Origin of the sequence: Flavobacterium oncorhynchi, from assembly GCF_002217355.1 — a bacterium.
In the GTDB taxonomy this organism is placed as follows: Bacteria; Bacteroidota; Bacteroidia; order Flavobacteriales; family Flavobacteriaceae; genus Flavobacterium; species Flavobacterium oncorhynchi.
Genome location: NZ_MUHA01000024.1, coordinates 199742 through 218718, shown reverse-complemented (window position 1 = coordinate 218718; position 18977 = coordinate 199742). Strand labels below are relative to the sequence as shown.

The 18977-nt window shown below is 33.2% G+C and carries 11 protein-coding genes; 6 read left to right on the top strand and 5 right to left on the bottom strand.

Annotated features, from left to right (window positions below; genetic code table 11):
• Nucleotides 1–337 precede the first annotated feature (337 nt).
• The 6 genes from asnB (B0A75_RS15755) (at nt 338) to secDF (ending at nt 13445) form a co-directional block, all read left to right on the top strand.
• Nucleotides 338–2014, top strand: a complete 1677-nt coding sequence (gene asnB, locus B0A75_RS15755; RefSeq protein WP_089055241.1) for an asparagine synthase B — start codon at nt 338–340, stop codon at nt 2012–2014.
• Between the two features lie 312 nt (nt 2015–2326).
• Nucleotides 2327–3943 (top strand): asparagine synthase B, encoded by a 1617-nt coding sequence (gene asnB / locus B0A75_RS15750; protein ID WP_089055240.1) that lies wholly within the window; start codon nt 2327–2329, stop codon nt 3941–3943.
• 241 nt (nt 3944–4184) lie between these two features.
• Nucleotides 4185–6917: a M16 family metallopeptidase gene (locus B0A75_RS15745; RefSeq protein WP_089055239.1), complete on the top strand. Its 2733-nt coding sequence runs from the start codon at nt 4185–4187 to the stop codon at nt 6915–6917.
• Nucleotides 6918–7255: 338 nt separating this feature from the next.
• On the top strand, nt 7256–9196 hold the full coding sequence (gyrB, locus tag B0A75_RS15740; RefSeq protein ID WP_089055238.1) for a DNA topoisomerase (ATP-hydrolyzing) subunit B: 1941 nt from the start codon (nt 7256–7258) through the stop codon (nt 9194–9196).
• 109 nt (nt 9197–9305) lie between these two features.
• The gene (gene mdh / locus B0A75_RS15735; protein WP_089055237.1) at nt 9306–10241 is read left to right on the top strand and encodes a malate dehydrogenase; all 936 of its coding nucleotides are present in this window, start codon (nt 9306–9308) and stop codon (nt 10239–10241) included.
• 228 nt (nt 10242–10469) lie between these two features.
• Entirely contained in the window at nt 10470–13445 is a 2976-nt protein-coding gene (secDF, locus tag B0A75_RS15730; protein ID WP_089055236.1) for a protein translocase subunit SecDF, read from the top strand.
• 466 nt (nt 13446–13911) lie between these two features.
• Here secDF and lgt read toward each other — a convergent pair whose 3' ends face one another.
• From lgt to B0A75_RS15705, 5 genes are all read right to left on the bottom strand, one after another.
• Nucleotides 13912–14844 (bottom strand): prolipoprotein diacylglyceryl transferase, encoded by a 933-nt coding sequence (gene lgt / locus B0A75_RS15725; RefSeq protein WP_089055235.1) that lies wholly within the window; start codon nt 14842–14844, stop codon nt 13912–13914.
• 64 nt (nt 14845–14908) lie between these two features.
• A complete protein-coding gene (gene yidD / locus B0A75_RS15720) occupies nt 14909–15157 on the bottom strand; it encodes a membrane protein insertion efficiency factor YidD (RefSeq protein WP_089055234.1) in 249 nt (82 codons plus the stop codon).
• Nucleotides 15158–15253: 96 nt separating this feature from the next.
• On the bottom strand, nt 15254–16732 hold the full coding sequence (cysS, locus tag B0A75_RS15715) for a cysteine--tRNA ligase (protein WP_089055233.1): 1479 nt from the start codon (nt 16730–16732) through the stop codon (nt 15254–15256).
• A gap of 115 nt (nt 16733–16847) precedes the next feature.
• Nucleotides 16848–17519: a GTP cyclohydrolase I FolE gene (gene folE, locus B0A75_RS15710; protein ID WP_089055232.1), complete on the bottom strand. Its 672-nt coding sequence runs from the start codon at nt 17517–17519 to the stop codon at nt 16848–16850.
• A gap of 202 nt (nt 17520–17721) precedes the next feature.
• Entirely contained in the window at nt 17722–18918 is a 1197-nt protein-coding gene (locus B0A75_RS15705; protein ID WP_089055231.1) for a pyridoxal phosphate-dependent aminotransferase, read from the bottom strand.
• Nucleotides 18919–18977 lie beyond the last annotated feature (59 nt).

Genomic DNA, 18977 nt, shown 5'->3' with positions numbered 1-18977 from the left:
GCGATTTCTCCTTTCAGTCGAAATGACAATAATGAGAAAAATTCTTTTTCCTTTTTAAAACTTCTTTATGCTTTGGTATATTTTTAATGTTTTTTAAAGATATAAATATTTAATTTAAAGATTTCTTTAAAACTTTAAATTTTACTCATGTTTTATCTCTAAAATTAAAAATTATAAGTTTAGCCCTTTTTTTTGTGCTAAAATTTTACATTTTACATGTAAAATTTGTTTTATGGTTTCAAATTGTAATCGAATTAAGTGTTTGTGTTTTTCAATTGTAACTGATATCGCATCTTTGCCTTATCAAATTAAAATTTAAAAATAAAAATATAAGATTATGTGTGGAATTGTATGTGCCTTTGATCTAAAACAAAAAGCCGAGACTTTAAGACCTCAAGTATTAGAAATGTCTAAAATCATTCGTCACCGCGGACCGGACTGGAGCGGAATTTACAGCAATGATAAAGCAATTCTTTCTCATGAGCGTCTGGCTATTGTAGATCCAGCTTCAGGAAAACAACCATTATTTACAGAAGATAAAAAATTGGTTTTGGCTGCAAATGGTGAAATCTACAACCACAGAGAGCTGCGTAAGCAATTTGAAGGAAAATATAACTTTCAGACTGAAAGTGACTGTGAAGTGATCTTGGCTCTTTACAAAGAAAAAGGCCCTCATTTTATAGATGAAATGAACGGAATCTTCGGATTTGCAATTTATGATGTTGATAAAGATGAGTATTTTATTGCTCGTGACCATATGGGAATTATTCCTTTGTACATTGGTTGGGATCAGCACGGAACTTTTTACGTAGCTTCTGAATTAAAAGCTTTAGAAGGATATTGTACAAAAATTGAGTTATTTCCTCCTGGACATTATATGACTAGTAAAGACGGTGAATTTGTACAATGGTACAAAAGAGACTGGACAGAATATGATGCAGTAAAAGATAACGAGACTAGTATTCCAGAAATTAAAAAAGCATTAGAAGCTGCGGTTCACAGACAATTAATGAGTGATGTTCCTTATGGTGTTTTACTCTCAGGAGGTTTAGATTCGTCTATTACTTCGGCTGTAGCCAAAAAATTTGCACAAAAAAGAATTGAGTCAGATGATACTACAGATGCTTGGTATCCGCAATTACACTCTTTCTCGGTTGGTTTAGAAGGTTCTCCAGATTTAGCTGCTGCAAGAAAAGTAGCAGATCATATTGGAACTATTCACCACGAAATTAAATTTACTATTCAAGAAGGTTTAGATGCAGTTCGTGATGTAATTTACAACCTAGAGACTTATGATGTAACAACTGTAAGAGCTTCAACTCCTATGTGGTTAATGGCAAGAGTTATTAAATCAATGGGAATTAAAATGGTATTGTCTGGTGAAGGTGCAGATGAGTTATTTGGAGGGTATTTATATTTCCACAAAGCACCAAACGCTAGAGAATTTCACGAAGAAAACGTTCGTAAATTAGGAAAACTTCATATGTACGACTGTTTGCGTGCTAACAAAAGTTTAGCGGCGTGGGGAATTGAAGGTCGTGTGCCTTTCTTAGATAAAGAATTTATGGATGTTGCAATGCGCATCAACCCGCAAGATAAAATGATCAACAAAGAACATCCGATGGAAAAATGGGTGGTTCGTAAAGCTTTTGAAGATATGCTTCCAGAAAGTGTTGCATGGAGACAAAAAGAGCAGTTTTCTGATGGAGTAGGATACAGCTGGATTGATACTTTGAAAGAAGTGGTAGGAAGAGAAGTTTCGGATGAACAATTGGCAAATGCAAAATACAAGTTCCCATTGCAAACGCCAACTTCAAAAGAAGAGTACTACTATCGTTCTATTTTTGCAGAGCACTTTCCAAGTGACGCAGCAGCATTATGTGTGCCTCAAGAAGCAAGTGTAGCTTGTAGTACAAAAATCGCTTTAGAATGGGATGAAGCATTTAAAAACATGAACGATCCTTCTGGAAGAGCAGTTGCAAGTGTTCATGATGATGCTTATGCTAAAGCATAAAAAAGTTTATTTTAGAATTAGTATATTTTGATGAAAGACGTTCTCTTCCCGAGGACGTTTTTCTTGTCTAAGAATGTTAAATTGTTTGATTTTTAGTTTTTTAAGAGTGAAAAATGGAAAATTGATTTAGCTTTCGTTTTATATTTGATATTTATCAAAATAAAATAAAATCGAAGCATTTTTTAATACTAAAAAATTAGAAAAGAAAGAATTAATATTTAGCTTTGCTTTTAATAGAAATTTTAATGATTTTTTAATGTTGGATTCAATTTGAATTTTCATTGAAGAGAATGTAATAAAAAATAGAATAGTATGTCTGGATTATTAGCCGTTATAGGCAAAGGAAAAGACCCGCAGCTTGTAAAAGAGCTTTCTAAAAGAATGTCATATCGTGGTCCCGATGAGAGTGATTTACAGATTATGGAGAATGGCAGTATACTTTGTCATGAAAGTTTATCCATTATAGATTTGCAGTCAGGGAAACAGCCTATTCAGGGAACTAAAAAAGCCTGGATGGTTCATGATGGTGAAATTTACAATTATCAGGAATTAAAAAATACGATTTTAAAAGAGCATACATTCAGAACAAATTCAGATTCTGAGGTTATCGTGCATTTGTATGAAGAATTTGGATATGATTTTTGTAATAAGTTAGATGGTGATTTTGCTTTTGTGATTATCGACGGTGATAATTATATTGCCGGACGTGATCCAATTGGTGTTAAACCTTTGTATTATGGTTTAGATGAAAGAGGAAGAATATATTTCGCTTCAGAAATGAAATCGATCGCAGACCAATGCAAATCATTCTCAACATTCCCTCCGGGACATTATTATACAGCAAAGAAAGGTTTTGTAAAATATTATAATCCAGAATATGAAGATCGATCAAAGGCTAATAAATCTCTTGATTTAGATTTGATTCGCAATACATTGGTAGAATCTGTTCGTAAACGTTTGATGGGTAATGTGCAGGTTGGTGCTATATTATCAGGAGGTTTAGACTCTTCTTTAATATCCTCGATTGCCTCACGTTTCTTTAACGAAAAAGGCAAAAAACTGCCAACATTTTCTATTGGTTTAGATGCTGATTCACCAGATAATAAAAAAGCTCGAAAAGCAGCTGAATTTTTAGGAACAGATCATCATGAGATTCATTTTACTGTTGCAGAAGGAGTAGAAGCATTAGAAAAAGTAATATATCATATAGAAACATATGATATTATTTCAGTACGTTCCGGAGTTCCAATGTATTTATTGTCGAAAGTTATCAGCGAAAAAGGAATAAAAATAATATTTTCAGGAGAAGGTGCTGATGAAATTTTTGGAGGTCATTTGTATTTTAGAAATGCGCCTTCGGCAGATGAATTTCAAGACGAAACAATCGAAAGAGTTCAAAAGTTATTTACAGCAGATTTACTTCGTGCAGATAAGACAACAATGGCAAACGGAATAGAAGCAAGAATTCCGTTTTTGGATTCTCATTTTTTAGATGCTGCAATTCGAATTAAAACAGAAGAAAAACAGCCTAAAATGTACGATGGAATTGAAAAATACATTTTACGTAAAGCTTTTGATACACCAGAAGATCCATATTTACCAGAGAGCGTTTTATGGAGACAGAAAGAACAATTTTCTGATGGAGTTGGGTATCGCTGGGTTGATGAACTTATAGAATATTGTTCGTCTCAAGTTACAGATGAACAATTGGCTGGTGCAGCTGCTGAGTTCCCATACAATACACCAACAACAAAAGAAGCTTATTATTACAGGTCAATATTCCATAAATACTATCCACAGGTTAGTGCGGGACAAACCGTTAGAAAATGGATTCCGAAATGGCAGGACAATCTTGATCCAAGCGGAAGAGCAAATGCAGCGCACATTTCTGATGATGTTGAAACTGTAAAATCAGGATTGGCAATCTAAAGTTAGAAGTCTATTTTAAGTTGATTAAAAATATAAAGTATAAAATCCGAAACTACATTTTAAAGGTGAGTTTCGGATTTTTTTTGTTTAGAATTGAGAAGTTTTATTGCGCAGTTAGTTAGAAGTTTAGCTCAAAGATAAAATGCTAAAACTAAGTTAATTTCAATTTGCCTTAGTTAGGAAAAATACTATATTTGATTACCAAAAAAATTACTGCTTTTTTAATCACTAACTATTACCTATGAGAAAACTATTACTAAGTGGAGCGTTGTATTGTGCATTTGCCTCCATGAGTCCTGTTAATGCACAAAAGATTGAAACGCCGAAATACATTAAAAATGTTGAAGGTGTAAAGGAATATTCTTTGAATAATGGACTAAGAGTGCTGCTGATTCCAGATGCCTCGCAAAGCAATATGGTTGTAAATATTGTCTATAATGTAGGATCTAGACATGAAGGTTACGGCGAAAAAGGAATGGCGCATTTATTAGAGCATATGCTTTTTAAAAGCACAAAAAATCTAGGTGATATTAAGAAAATGCTTTCCGATAAAGGAGGAAGCGCAAACGGAACTACTTGGTTAGATCGTACTAATTATTATGAAGTTTTTCCATCAACCGATGAAAACTTAAAATGGAGTGTTGAAATGGAAGCGGACAGAATGATAAATGCTACCATTTTGCAAACTGATCTAGATAAAGAGTTTTCGGTAGTTCGAAACGAATTTGAAATCGGGGAAAACAATCCTGACGGTGTTTTACAAGAAAGAATTTTATCTACAGCTTACCTTTGGCATAATTACGGAAATAGTACTATTGGAAGTAAAGAAGATATAGAAAGAGTAAAAGCCAATACGCTTAGAGTTTTTTACGAGAAATATTATCAGCCGGATAATGCAACTCTGATTATAGCGGGTAAATTTGACGAGAAAAAAGCACTGCAATATATCGGACAATATTTTGGAGCAATTGCCAAACCTAAAAGAGTTCTAAATAAAACCTATACGATTGAACCAGCACAAGATGGTGAAAAATATGTAGAACTTAAAAGAGCTGGTGATAGTAAAAATGTTGGAGCTTTGTATCACACAGCAGCTTATGTCGATAAAGATTATGCAGCGATTGATGCTTTAGGTGAAATTTTGACTGCAGATCCTTCAGGATATTTGTATAAAGCGTTGGTAGAAACTCAAAAAGTATCTAGTATATATTTCTGGCAGCCAACTACTAGAGACGCTAGTTTTATGTATTTTGGAGTTGCAGTTCCTAATGATAAAGATGTAGTAGCAACAAGAGATTTGGTAAGAACTGAGTTAGATAAAATAGCTTCTACAAAATATACAGATGAAGATGTAAGCAGAGCTAAAGCGAAGCTTATTAAACAAATTGAAGGTGTAAAAAATAACACAATTTCATTTGCTATAAATCTTACTGAAATTATTGGTGCAGGTGATTATAGATTGGGTTTTTTATACAGAGATGCAATCGAAAATCTTACTAAAGAAGATATTCAAAGAGTTGCAGAAAGATATTTTAGAAGTAATAATAGAACAATCGGAATATTTATTCCATCAAAAGATGAGCAAAGAGTTAAACCTTCAGAGTACACAGATGAGCAGTTAGTTGCTTTTACAAAAGACTATAAAGGAAAAGCTTTAGAGAAAGAAACGGCAGCTTTTGAAGCTTCTATAAAAAACTTAAAACAAAATTTTGTTGAAGGAAAATTAAGTAATGGAGCAAAATATGGACTTATTAAAAAAGAAATAAAAGGCGGAAAAGTCCAAGCTAGTTTTAAATTTCCTGTAAGTAATGAAAAAGATTTAGCAGGAAAAACAGATACTGGAGCGATCCTTGCTCAATTGCTAAAAACAGGGACTAAAACCAAAACAAAAGAACAAATAAGTGATCGATTAGATCAGCTAAAGTCTAGCTTAAATTTTAGTTATTCTGGGCAGAATTTGTCTGTAAACGTTAATACTTACAAAGAAAGCTTCAAAGAAGTTATGGAAATTTTGGGTGATTTGCTGGTGAATTCAACTTTCCCTCAAAATGAGTTGACAAAAACAATCAATGAATACAATACTTATCTAGAATCTAGTTTAAATGATCCTCAGGCTGTTGCTTTTGTACAAGTTTCAAAACAAACAGAAGAATATTCCAAAGAAAGTATTTTTTATACATCAACAGTTCAGGAACAAATTGATGCTTATAAAAAGATAAAACAATCAGAAATTGTTGATTTTTATAACAATATTCTAGGAGGAAACAATGGATTTGGAAGTGTAGTTGGAGATTTGGATGCAAAAACTACAGCGGAAATTTTAGAGAATACATTTGGAAAATGGAATTCTAAATCAAAATACGTGATGGCACAGCCTACTTTTTTTGAAACTAAAAAGTTAGACAAAGAGTTTATTACGCCTGATAAAGAAAATGCTGTTGCAATAGGAAAAATAAGTTTTAAAATGAACTTAAAAAGTCCTGATTATCCAGCATTTGTTATGGCAAATGAAATGTTAGGAAGCGGCGGTTTTTTAACAGCTAGAATTCCAATGCGATTAAGAGAGAAAGAAGGAATTAGTTATGGAGCGGGATCGTTTATAAATATTCCAACTACAAATGATGCAGCATATTGGCTATATTATGCTTTTTTAAATCCAACGAAAAAAAATGCAGTTGAAACTGCGGCTAAAGAAGAAATTTCAAAAGCATTAAAAGATGGTTTTAGTGCCGAGGAATTAAAGTCAATTTTAACAAGCTGGCTTAACGAAAGAAAAACCAGATTAGGAAATGATGTGACTTTAATGGCGTTAACAAATGCTTATCTTCAATACGGAACACCGCTTGAGGATTATGATACGCTTGAAAGTAAAGTAAAAGCTTTAAAAGTGGAAGAAATTAATGCTGTTTTGAAAAAATATATAAGCTTGGATAAAATGACCTCAATTTATGCGGGAGACTTTAACAAGAAATAATAAAGGATAAAATCTTCAATTTTATAAAATTCAAATTCTAATTTGGGATCAATTAAAGAATCCGAAATAACATTAAATTGTTATTTCGGATTTTGCTTTTATGCTGTTTTTAGTTTTGGGGTTTGGAATTTGAAATATTGGGATTTGAAAAAAATGAAGATTTTTTTGGTTTTATTTTTTTTAGCGGCTAAATTTTGGAATTTAGAAGTTATTTTTTGATTTTTTAAACAATTGTGTTGATAACTTAAGTGCTTTAAGTCGGAATTTTATGGGTATATAGTCCGCGTTTTTATATATTTGCGTGTTAGACAATAAATACATTTTTTAGAATAAATTATATGAGCGAAGAAATCAAGAAGAACAATTATTCAGCAGATAGTATTCAGGCATTAGAAGGAATGGAGCACGTAAGAATGCGTCCATCGATGTATATTGGAGATGTAGGGGTTCGAGGGCTGCACCATTTGGTTTATGAAGTTGTCGATAACTCAATTGATGAGGCGATGGGAGGACATTGTGATGCTATTAGTGTTGCAATAAACGAAGATGGTTCTGTAACAGTTGAGGATAACGGACGTGGTATTCCTGTTGATTTGCATAAAAAAGAAGGAGTTTCTGCACTAGAGGTTGTAATGACTAAAATTGGTGCCGGAGGTAAATTTGATAAAGATTCTTATAAGGTTTCTGGAGGTCTTCACGGTGTTGGGGTTTCTGTAGTAAACGCACTTTCGGTTCATATGAAATCGACAGTTTTTAGAGAAGGTAAAATTTACGAACAAGAATACGAAAGAGGAAAATCTTTATATCCAGTTAAACAAATAGGAGAAACTGAAAAAAGAGGTACACGTCAGACATTTTACCCTGATAATACCATTTTTACACAAACTACAGAGTTCTCTTATGATACTTTGTCGGCTCGTATGCGTGAGCTTTCTTTTTTGAATAAAGGAATCACAATTACGTTTACAGACAAAAGAGAAGTTGACGATAAAGGCGAGTTTAAAAGCGAAGTATTCCATTCTACAGAAGGACTTAAAGAATATATTCGTTATTTAGATGGTAATCGTGAGCCAATTATTTCTCACGTAATCAGCATGGATCACGATAAAGGTGAAATTCCAGTTGAGGTTGCCTTGATTTATAATACAAGTTATACAGAGAATATTTTTTCTTACGTAAATAATATTAATACACACGAAGGAGGAACTCACCTGCAAGGTTTTAGAAGTGGTTTAACAAGAACACTTAAAAAATATGCAGATGCTTCTGGAATGTTGGATAAATTGAAATTTGAAATCGCTGGAGATGACTTCCGTGAAGGATTAACAGCTATTATTTCGGTAAAAGTTGCTGAGCCTCAATTCGAAGGACAAACGAAAACAAAACTTGGAAATAGAGAAGTAGTTTCTCCAGTTTCTCAAGCTGTTGGAGAAATGTTAGAAAATTATTTGGAAGAAAATCCAAATGATGCAAAAGTAATTATCCAAAAAGTAATTTTAGCAGCTCAGGCACGTCACGCAGCGAAAAAAGCGCGTGAAATGGTACAGCGTAAAACTGTAATGGGCGGCGGTGGATTACCAGGAAAATTATCTGACTGTTCAGAACAAGATCCAGCAAGATGTGAGGTTTATCTAGTCGAGGGAGATTCGGCTGGTGGAACAGCAAAACAAGGACGTGATCGTAACTTTCAGGCGATTTTACCATTACGTGGTAAAATCTTGAATGTGGAGAAAGCGATGCATCATAAAGTATTTGAAAACGAAGAGATTCGTAATATCTTCACAGCTTTAGGTGTTACAGTTGGAACTGCAGAAGACAGTAAAGCATTAAATCTTGAAAAACTAAGATACCACAAAGTAATCATCATGTGTGATGCCGATGTCGATGGTAGTCACATCTCTACCTTAATATTAACATTCTTCTTCCGTTTCATGAAGGAGCTTATTGAAGAAGGACACGTATATATTGCAGCACCACCTTTGTACTTAGTTAAAAAAGGACAAAAGAAAGAATATGCTTGGAACGATGTTCAACGTGATCAGGCGAATGAAAGAATGGGAGGAAGTGCTGCTATCCAACGTTATAAAGGTCTTGGAGAGATGAACGCAGAGCAGTTATGGGAAACAACTATGGATCCAAACTTTAGAACACTGCGTCAAGTAACCATTGATAGTTTAGCTGAAGCTGATCGAGTTTTCTCAATGTTAATGGGGGATGAAGTACCGCCGCGTAGAGAATTTATCGAGAAAAATGCAGTTTACGCAAATATTGATGCATAATAAAACAGAATAGAACCTTCAATTCGTTTAATTGTTTAAATTTACTTAAACGATTAAACGAATTGTTGATTTATAAATAAACAGATTAATAACCGATAAAGTAAAAAATATGAAAGTTACTATTGTAGGAGCAGGAAATGTTGGAGCTACATGTGCAGATGTTATCTCGTATAGAGGAATTGCAAGTGAAGTAGTATTGTTGGATATTAAAGAAGGTTTTGCTGAGGGTAAAGCTTTGGATATTATGCAATGCGCCACTAATACTGGTTTTAATACCAAAGTATCTGGTGTAACCAATGACTATTCTAAAACTGCAGGAAGTGATGTAGTTGTAATTACGTCAGGAATTCCAAGAAAGCCTGGAATGACCAGAGAAGAATTAATAGGTATAAATGCCGGAATTGTAAAAACAGTTGCTGAAAATGTATTAAAACATTCTCCAAATACAATAATAGTTGTAGTTTCAAATCCTATGGATACTATGACTTATTTAGCTTTAAAAGCAACAGGTTTGCCAAAGAATAGAATTATAGGTATGGGTGGTGCATTAGACAGCTCTCGTTTTAGAACTTACCTTTCTCTTGCATTAGATAAACCTGCAAATGATGTTTCTGCTATGGTAATTGGCGGACACGGTGATACTACTATGATTCCATTAACACGTTTAGCGTCTTATAACGGGATTCCTGTTTCACAATTTCTTTCAGAAGAAGTATTGCAAAAAGTTGCTGCTGATACAATGGTTGGAGGAGCAACTCTTACAGGGCTTTTAGGAACATCAGCTTGGTATGCGCCGGGAGCTTCTGTAGCGTATTTAGTAGACAGTATTTTAAACGACCAGAAAAAAATGATTGCTTGTTCTGTCTTTGTAGAAGGCGAGTATGGGCAAAACGACATTTGTATAGGAGTTCCGTGTATAATTGGTAAAAATGGAGTTGAAGAGATTGTTGATATTAAATTAAATGATCAAGAGAAAGCTTTGTTTGCTAAAAGTGCAGATGCGGTTCGCAGCATGAATGACGCTTTAAAGTCGATTTTAGTATAAAGAATTTGATAAAAAAAGGAAAAGGCTGCACTTTTGCAGTCTTTTTTTTGAGATTAATTAATAAATAAATTGCTTAATCATTTCGAGAATTATATATTTGCTCGGTTTAAAAAAAATGTTGTAATTCGTGATCTCGATTTTTTAGTTTTAAAATCTCATGTCAGGGCTTATTTTTAGGGAATTTAGAACCAAAAACAAACAATAAAACATAATTAATTTTTAGTAATAATGCAGAATAAAGGACTTATTAAATTTTTCGCAATTCTATTTGCATTGGTAAGTATTTACCAACTATCATTCACTTTTGTGGCAAATAATGTCAAAAGTGAAGCTAAAGCTTTTGCAGGAGATAATCCTGATAAAGAGCTAAAATATTTAGATTCTATTGGTAAAGAAAAAGTTTTCAATCTTGGGTTTACGGATTTTACTTATAACGAAGTAAAAAACAAACAACTTAACAAAGGTCTTGACTTAGAAGGAGGAATCAACGTAATTCTTCAAATTTCTATTAAAGATGTTTTAAAAGGATTAGCAAACAACTCTAAAAATCCAGTATTTAATAAATCTTTAGCAGATGCAAGTGCAAATGTAGAAGGAAATAAGACCTATTTAAATAAATTTTTTGAAGCTTTTGAAGCAAATTCAAAGGGAACTGTAAAGTTAGCTTCACCTGATATTTTTGCAAACAGAAGTTTGCAAGGTGATGGCGGTGTTGATTTTCAAATGACAGATGCTCAAGTTCAAAAAGTAATCAAAAGAAAAGTTGATGAGTCTGTTGAAAGTGCTTACAAAGTATTAAGAGAGCGTATCGACAAATTTGGTGTAACACAACCAAACATTCAAAAATTAGGAGAAACAGGAAGAATCTTAGTAGAGCTTCCAGGTGCTAAAGATGTTGATAGAATTAAAAAATTATTAGGTGGAAAAGCTCAATTAGAGTTTTGGGAAACTTACAAAATCGAAGAAGTTGGTAACTTCTTAGTTGCTGCAAACGAAGCTTTAAAAAAGACTGAAGTTAAGAAGGTAGAAACTAAAGCTGTAGCTAAAGATTCATTGAATGCTTTATTAACAGATAATTCTAAAGATTCACTTGATACTAAAAAAGGAAACAATCCTTTATTTGATAAAATGATCGTTCAAGGTGGTGGTCCAGTTTTAGGATATTTTGCTACTAAAGATACTGCTGCTATCAATGGTTATTTTAAAAGACCAGAAATTAGAATTTTATTGGCTGCTGACCAACACAATGCAAAATTTGTTTGGAGCAAACCAACTACTATAAAAGATGCGAAAGCAAAAGATGTTGAAGCGGTAGAATTATACGCTTTAAAAGGAAACAGAGATAACGTTCCTGCAATGAGCGGTGGAGTTGTAACTGATGCAAAAGATACTTTTGATCAAATGGGTAAACCAGCTGTTTCTATGCAAATGAACAGTCAAGGTGCTAAAGTTTGGGAAGAATTAACAGGAAGAGCTTTTTCTCAAAAAGGTTATATTGCTATTGTTTTAGATAACATCGTTTATTCTGCGCCTGGTGTTACAAGTGGACCAATTGCTGGTGGAAGATCTGAAATTACAGGTTCTTTTGATGTTGCTGAAACTAAAGATTTAGCAAACGTATTAAATGCTGGTAAATTACCTGCATCTGCTGATATTGTACAATCTACTGTAGTTGGACCATCTTTAGGTCAAGCAGCAATTGATGCTGGAACAATTTCAGCTGTATTAGGATTTTTATTAGTTTGTGTTTGGATGGTATTCTATTATGGTAAAGCAGGCTGGTATGCTAACTTAGCTTTATTATTAAACTTATTATTCTTATTCGGAATTATGGCAAGTTTTGGTTTTGTACTTACATTACCAGGTATTGCAGGTATCGTATTAACATTGGGTACTGCAGTAGATGCTAACATTATTATTTACGAAAGAGCAAAAGAAGAATTACGTGATGGTAAATCATTGTCTGAAGCTGTACTAGCTTCTTACGGATGGCACGGTGCAATGCGTTCTATTATCGATGCAAACGTTACGCACGTTTTAACTGGAGCAATCTTGTTTATCTTTGGTACAGGACCAATTAAAGGTTTCGCATTAACATTACTTATTGGTATCGTAACATCATTGTTTACGTCAATCTTTATTGCGAGAATTTTTATCGACAAAAACATTGCAGGAAAAGCTGATTTAACTTTCTGTACAAATATTACTAAAAACTGGTTTACTAATTTCCACTTTGACTTTATTAAAGTTAAAAAATTCACTTACATCTTCTCTTCAATTGTTGTAATTGTAAGTTTAACTTCTATCTTCTTTGTTAACGGATTAGATGAAGGTGTTGATTTTGTTGGAGGAAGAACATTCCAAGTTAAATTTGAAAAACCAATCGATGCAACAGTAGTTTCAGATGAATTATCTGCCGCTTTTGGAACTCCGGTTGAGGCTAAAATTTTAGGTGATGATGATCAATTGAAAATCACAACTAAATACAAAATTAAAGAAGATGGTGTAGCTATTGATGAAGAAGTAAATCAAAAATTATATGCTGCATTACAAAAGTATTACCCAAACACTTCTTACGATAAATTCATCAACTCTTTTGATGGTAAGAAAATTGGAGTTTTACAAGCTTCTAAAGTTGGAGCATCTATCTCTGAAGATATTAAAACTAACTCATACTGGGCAGTTCTTGGTGCGATGGCAGTTATCTTCTTATACTTAATGGTTTCTTTCCGTAAATGGCAATATTCATTAGGTGCGATTGCAGCTGTAGCGCATGACGTTATCTTTGTATTAGGAGTTTACTCTTTATGTTATAAATTCATGCCTTTCCATATGGAAATGGATCAGCACTTTATTGCTGCGATTCTTACTGTAATTGGATACTCAATGAATGATACTGTAATTGTATTTGACAGGGTTAGAGAGTTCATCATCGGAAACCGTAAAGGAAGTTTTGAAGATATTGTAAACGCTTCTATTAATACGACATTATCAAGAACATTGAATACGTCATTAATGATGATCATTGTATTATTAACGATGTTTATCTTTGGTGGAGAATCTATTAGAGGATTTATCTTTGCAATGTTAATTGGTATTATTGTAGGAACATATTCTTCATTATTTATTGCAACTCCAGTATTGGTAGATACGATTTCAAATGATGAAAAACATACAATCGAAGACAAGCATAATAAAGCGTAATTAATCGCTTCAATTATATTAAAAAAGATCCAGTGAAAGCTGGATCTTTTTTTTTGCTGTTCTAGGATATAATTTTAGATTTTAGTAAATTATTTTTTGATGTTTACAGTGCTTAAAATTAAAAGATTGATCGTGACTTCTTCTTGTTCTTAATTGTGGATTACGATGTAAGTTGGGAACTAGAGAATAGGTTGTTTTGGTAAAAGTAATATACTTTGCGTCTGAGGCGTAAAAACAATGAGGTTTTGCTTTTGTAATTGTTTCTTTGTTTGCTTCTTCTTAGAAAAAGAAAGAAACTATAATTTGAGTATGATATGAGTGTAGATGTATTTGAATGCGAAGCTGAGCAGAAATAAAACGAGTTGTAATAAAGAAATTTAGAGATTGGTTTCTGTGGCTGCTATAAATAAAAAGTCCAGTATTTATTAGATACTGGACTTTTTGTTATAAAATATTTTATGTTTAATTACGAAGCTGCTAAAGGATTTCTTTGTGCTCTAATAACGAAGAATAGACCAATTATGATAAAAGGTATGCTTAGCCATTGTCCTGTTGAGAAAAGGCCTAATTCGTTCTCAAAACCGCCTTGGCTTTCTTTTACGAACTCAACTACAAAACGTACAACAAATAAAAGTACTAGAAATAATCCGAATAAATATCCTGATTTAAGTCTTGCATTAGTTTTCCAGTACAAGAAAAATAAGATTGCAAATACAAATACATAGCAAAATGCTTCGTACAATTGCGTTGGGTGTTTTGCAGGTACTTGTGCTAATAAATTAGCAAATTTTGGATCTGTTGCAATCGCAGTGTAAGCGTCTTTTGGATTTGCGATTTGTGTAGCATTTACAGCTTCACCTTTGCTGAATTGGTCGTGTAAAAAACGAATTCCAAAAGGAGATGTAGTTTCATGACCGATGATTTCAGAATTCATGAAGTTTCCTAAACGAACAAAAATAGCGCCGCTCGCAACTGGAATAACAACACGGTCTAAAATCCATAATAATGGACGTTTTAGAATCTTTTTGCTGTAATAGTACATGGCAATAATAATCGAAATTGCCGCACCGTGACTTGCTAAACCTTGAAATCCTGTAAACTCAAACTTAGGTTCAAATTTAACAGGTAAAAAGATTTCAAGTAAATGATTTCTAAAATATTCCCAATCGTAGAATAATACATGACCTAAACGTGCTCCAATTAAAGTAGCTAAAACAGTCCACACAAATAATGAATCTAGTTTGTCAATTGGTTCATTTTCGCGTTCGAAAATCTTTTTCATGATAAACCATCCTAAACCAAAAGCAATTACAAACATTAAACTGTAATAACGAATCATAAAGAATCCTAAATCTATTCCCTCTGAAGGATTCCAAATGATATTTAAGGCATGTGTCATATGTTAAGAGTTTTTGTTTTTTGTAAAAATAAATATTTAAAACAGAGTTAGTCTTTATTTAAAGTTAATGTTTGTGCGAGCATTTTTTCTCAGGAACCGGGTCATAACCTGATCTTCCCCACGGATGACAGCTTAAAATTCGTTTCATTCCTAAATATCCGCCATAAAACAATCCGTGCATTTGTAATGCCTGAATCATGTATGTAGAACACGTTGGTTCAAATCGGCATGCAGCAGGCGTAAAAGGCGATATCGCTGTTTGATAAAAGCGTACCAATAATACAAACGGATATATTAGAATTTTTGAAAACATATTTTTAGTAATCAATGATTATTAGTAATCAGTGATCAATATTTAGTAATCAGTTTAAATCTGAACACTTTAAACTGATTACTGAACACTTCGTTTTTAAATATTAAAAGAAGTACCTTCTTTTCCGTCCTTTAATTGAATGCCTAAAGCAATCAATTGGTCACGAATTTGGTCAGAAAGAGCAAAGTTTTTATCTGCACGAGCTTGATTTCTCATACCGATAAGCATATTTACGGTACCTTCTAATTTATCATTATTACCGTCAGTACCTTTTTCATTACTTAAGCCTAAAACATCAAAAACAAAACCGTTGACAGTAGATGTTAATGTCTTTAAATCATCTTCAGAAATGGTTTCTTTTCCTTCTTTAAGCAGGTTAATATATCGAACAGCTTCAAATAATTGTGCAATTAAAATTGGAGTGTTAAAATCGTCATTCATCGCATCATAGCACAATTGTCTCCAAGAAGCAATATTTAACGAGCTTGTTGTGCTGACTTTGATTTCTGATAAAGAATCAACAGCTTCCATTAATCTTTTGTATCCTTTTTCGGCAGCCACAATTGCATCATCAGAAAAGTCAAGAATACTTCTGTAATGTGCTTGTAACATGGAAAAACGTGTTACAGATGCTGAAAAAGGTTTACTTAGAATATTGTTTTCTCCGCTTAAGATCTCTCCCGGTAAAATATTATTTCCTGTAGATTTTGCCATTTTCTTACCATTTAAGGTAAGCATATTAGCGTGCATCCAATAATTTACTGGTGACTGACCAGTGCAGGCTTCATTTTGAGCAATTTCACATTCGTGATGAGGGAATTTTAAATCCATTCCGCCGCCGTGAATGTCAAAGTGATTTCCAAGATATTTGGTACTCATTGCTGTACATTCTAAATGCCAGCCAGGAAAACCATCGCTCCAAGGCGAAGGCCATCTCATAATATGTTCTGGTTCTGCTTTTTTCCAAAGAGCAAAATCCTGTGGGTTTCTCTTATCTGACTGTCCATCAAGATCACGAGTATTAGCAAGCATATCTTCGATATTTCTGCCGCTTAAGATACCGTAATTGTTGGTTTCATTATATTTAACAACATCAAAATAAACAGATCCATTGGCTTCATAACCAATTCCTTTATCAATAATTTTCTTGATGATTTCAATCTGTTCAATGATGTGACCAGTTGCAGTTGGCTCAATACTTGGAGGTAAAAAGTTAAAAGCTTTTAGAATATTATGAAAATCAACAGTATATCGCTGTACAATTTCCATAGGTTCTAATTGCTCTAAACGTGCTTTTTTAGCAATTTTATCTTCGCCTTCATCAACATCATCTACAATATGACCGACATCAGTAATGTTACGAACATAACGAACTTTGTAATCAAGATGTAGAAAATACCTGAAAATAACGTCAAAAGACATAAAAGTCCTTACGTTTCCTAAATGTACATTACTATAAACCGTTGGTCCGCAAACATACATTCCAACATTTCCTTCATGGATTGGTTTGAAATTTTCTTTTTCACCCGAAAGTGAATTGTATATTTTTAAGGGTTGACTGTTATATAATGGCATATTTGATATTGCTGTTTATTTGTTATTTGTTTAATCGTTTCACCGTTTATTTGTCAAATCTGAAATTCAAAAAAAATGATATAGCGATTTAGCAAATAAACGATTTAACAAATATTTAAAACTGAGTTTCTAGTTTAATGTAGTCAAGAAATTCTCTTTTTGTTTGAGGATCTTTAAATTTCCCACCAAATTCAGACGTTACAGTGCTGCTTTCGATGTCTTTGATTCCTCTTGAGTTTACGCAAAGATGTTTAGCATCAATAACGCAGGCAACATCTTCTGTTCCTAAAGCTTTTTGAAGTTCTTGAACAATCTGCATTGTTAAACGCTCTTGAACCTGAGGTCTTTTTGCATAATATTCAACAATACGATTCATTTTTGATAAACCAATAACTCTTCCGTTTGAAATATAAGCAACATGAGCGCGCCCTATAATTGGCAGTAAATGGTGTTCGCAGGTAGAATAAACAGTGATGTTTTTCTCAACAAGCATTTCACCGTATTTGTAATTATTATCAAAAGTTGAAGCTTTTGGTTGTTTTGAAGGATTAAGACCTCCAAAAATTTCTTTTACAAACATTTTTGCAACTCGGTTTGGAGTACCTTTTATGCTGTCATCTGTCAAATCCATTCCAAGAGTTTGGAGAATGTTTTCAACATCTTTTTTAATTTTTTCTATTTTTTCGTCATCGCTTAAGTCGAAAGCATCCTCTCTTAGAGGGTTTTTTGCATTACTGCTGAAATGACTGTCACCTATTTCGTCTAAAAAATCTTCGTTGTTTATCATTAAAAACTACTATTATAATGGGTATATCTTTTTAAGGCGGTAAAGATAATTAATAAATAGGAAACCTTTTCTATGGTTTTTATTATTTAATCGATCCTTTTAAGATATAGTTTAAATAAAGACTAAATCAGTATGGTGTTAAAACATAAAAGACAATAACTTAGATGGTTATTGTCTTTTAAAAGGAATGTATTTTATGATTTTATTTTTTGTTGTAAACTAAAAGAGCTTCTTTTAAAATATTTACAGCAGTAATTAAATCTTTTTTATTTAGTACATAAGCTATTCTTACCTGATTCAATCCCATTCCCGGAGTAGAATAAAATCCGGCAGCAGGAGCAACCATAACCGTTTCACCGTTTAAATCATAGCTTTCTAAAAGCCATTGAGCAAAATCATCGGCGTTGTCAATTGGCAATTGAGCAATGCAGTAAAAAGCACCTTTAGGTTTGGTAACCATTACGCCTTCGATTTTATTTAATTCATGGATTAAAGTATTACGACGTTCCTTGTATTCAGAGATAACTTCGTCAAAATAACTTTGCGGAGTGTCAATCGCAGCTTCGCAGGCAATTTGTTCAATAGTTGGCGGACTTAAACGTGCCTGAGCAAATTTCATTACCGTTGCCAGTACTTCTTTATTTTTAGTGACCAAACAGCCAATTCTTGCGCCGCACATACTGTAGCGTTTTGAAACTGAATCGACCATAATTACATTTTGTTGTACATCTTCAAGATTCATTACAGAATAGTGAATGTCATCTCCATCATATAAAAACTCACGATAAACCTCATCAGCAATTAAATAGAGATCGTATTTTTTAATTAAACTTGCTAATTGTTTAATTTCAGTTTCTGAATATAAATAGCCTGTTGGATTGCCTGGATTACAAATTAAAATGGCTTTCGTTTTTGGAGTAATCAACTTTTCAACTTCCTCGATACTTGGCAAAGCAAATGCCGTTTCAATAGTCGAAACAAGCGGCACTACTGTTGCACTTGTAGAAGAAGCAAATGCATGATAATTAGCATAAAAAGGTTCTGGAATGATGATTTCATCTCCCGGATCTGTAATTGTGGCCAACGCAAACAATAAGGCTTCAGAGCCACCAGTAGTTACAATGATGTCTTCTGAGTTAACGTTTACATTTTGGCGTTGGTAAAATTTTGCTAATTTTTTTCTGTAACTTTCATATCCAGCAGATGGGCTGTATTCTATAATAGTTCTGTCAATATTTTTTACCGCCTCGATGGCCACTTCGGGTGTCTTGATATCCGGTTGACCAATGTTTAAATGATACACTTTGTGTCCTTTTTGCTTTGCTAAATCAGCATAAGGAGCAAGCTTGCGTATCGGAGATTCGGGCATGTTTCTGCCTTTGTTAGAAATTGTTGGCATGAGATTTATTATTGAAGTGCAAATTTGCATTTTTTTTTCGAATTTAACGTAAACAATAC

What these genes read in the sequence shown, in the direction of transcription:
- asnB (WP_089055241.1), top strand. Translation starts at nt 338, where the DNA reads ATGTGTGGAATTGTATGTGCCTTTGATCTAAAACAAAAAGCCGAGACT.
- asnB (WP_089055240.1), top strand. Translation starts at nt 2,327, where the DNA reads ATGTCTGGATTATTAGCCGTTATAGGCAAAGGAAAAGACCCGCAGCTT.
- B0A75_RS15745 (WP_089055239.1), top strand. Translation starts at nt 4,185, where the DNA reads ATGAGAAAACTATTACTAAGTGGAGCGTTGTATTGTGCATTTGCCTCC.
- gyrB (WP_089055238.1), top strand. Translation starts at nt 7,256, where the DNA reads ATGAGCGAAGAAATCAAGAAGAACAATTATTCAGCAGATAGTATTCAG.
- mdh (WP_089055237.1), top strand. Translation starts at nt 9,306, where the DNA reads ATGAAAGTTACTATTGTAGGAGCAGGAAATGTTGGAGCTACATGTGCA.
- secDF (WP_089055236.1), top strand. Translation starts at nt 10,470, where the DNA reads ATGCAGAATAAAGGACTTATTAAATTTTTCGCAATTCTATTTGCATTG.
- lgt (WP_089055235.1), bottom strand. Translation starts at nt 14,844, where the DNA reads ATGACACATGCCTTAAATATCATTTGGAATCCTTCAGAGGGAATAGAT.
- yidD (WP_089055234.1), bottom strand. Translation starts at nt 15,157, where the DNA reads ATGTTTTCAAAAATTCTAATATATCCGTTTGTATTATTGGTACGCTTT.
- cysS (WP_089055233.1), bottom strand. Translation starts at nt 16,732, where the DNA reads ATGCCATTATATAACAGTCAACCCTTAAAAATATACAATTCACTTTCG.
- folE (WP_089055232.1), bottom strand. Translation starts at nt 17,519, where the DNA reads ATGATAAACAACGAAGATTTTTTAGACGAAATAGGTGACAGTCATTTC.
- B0A75_RS15705 (WP_089055231.1), bottom strand. Translation starts at nt 18,918, where the DNA reads ATGCCAACAATTTCTAACAAAGGCAGAAACATGCCCGAATCTCCGATA.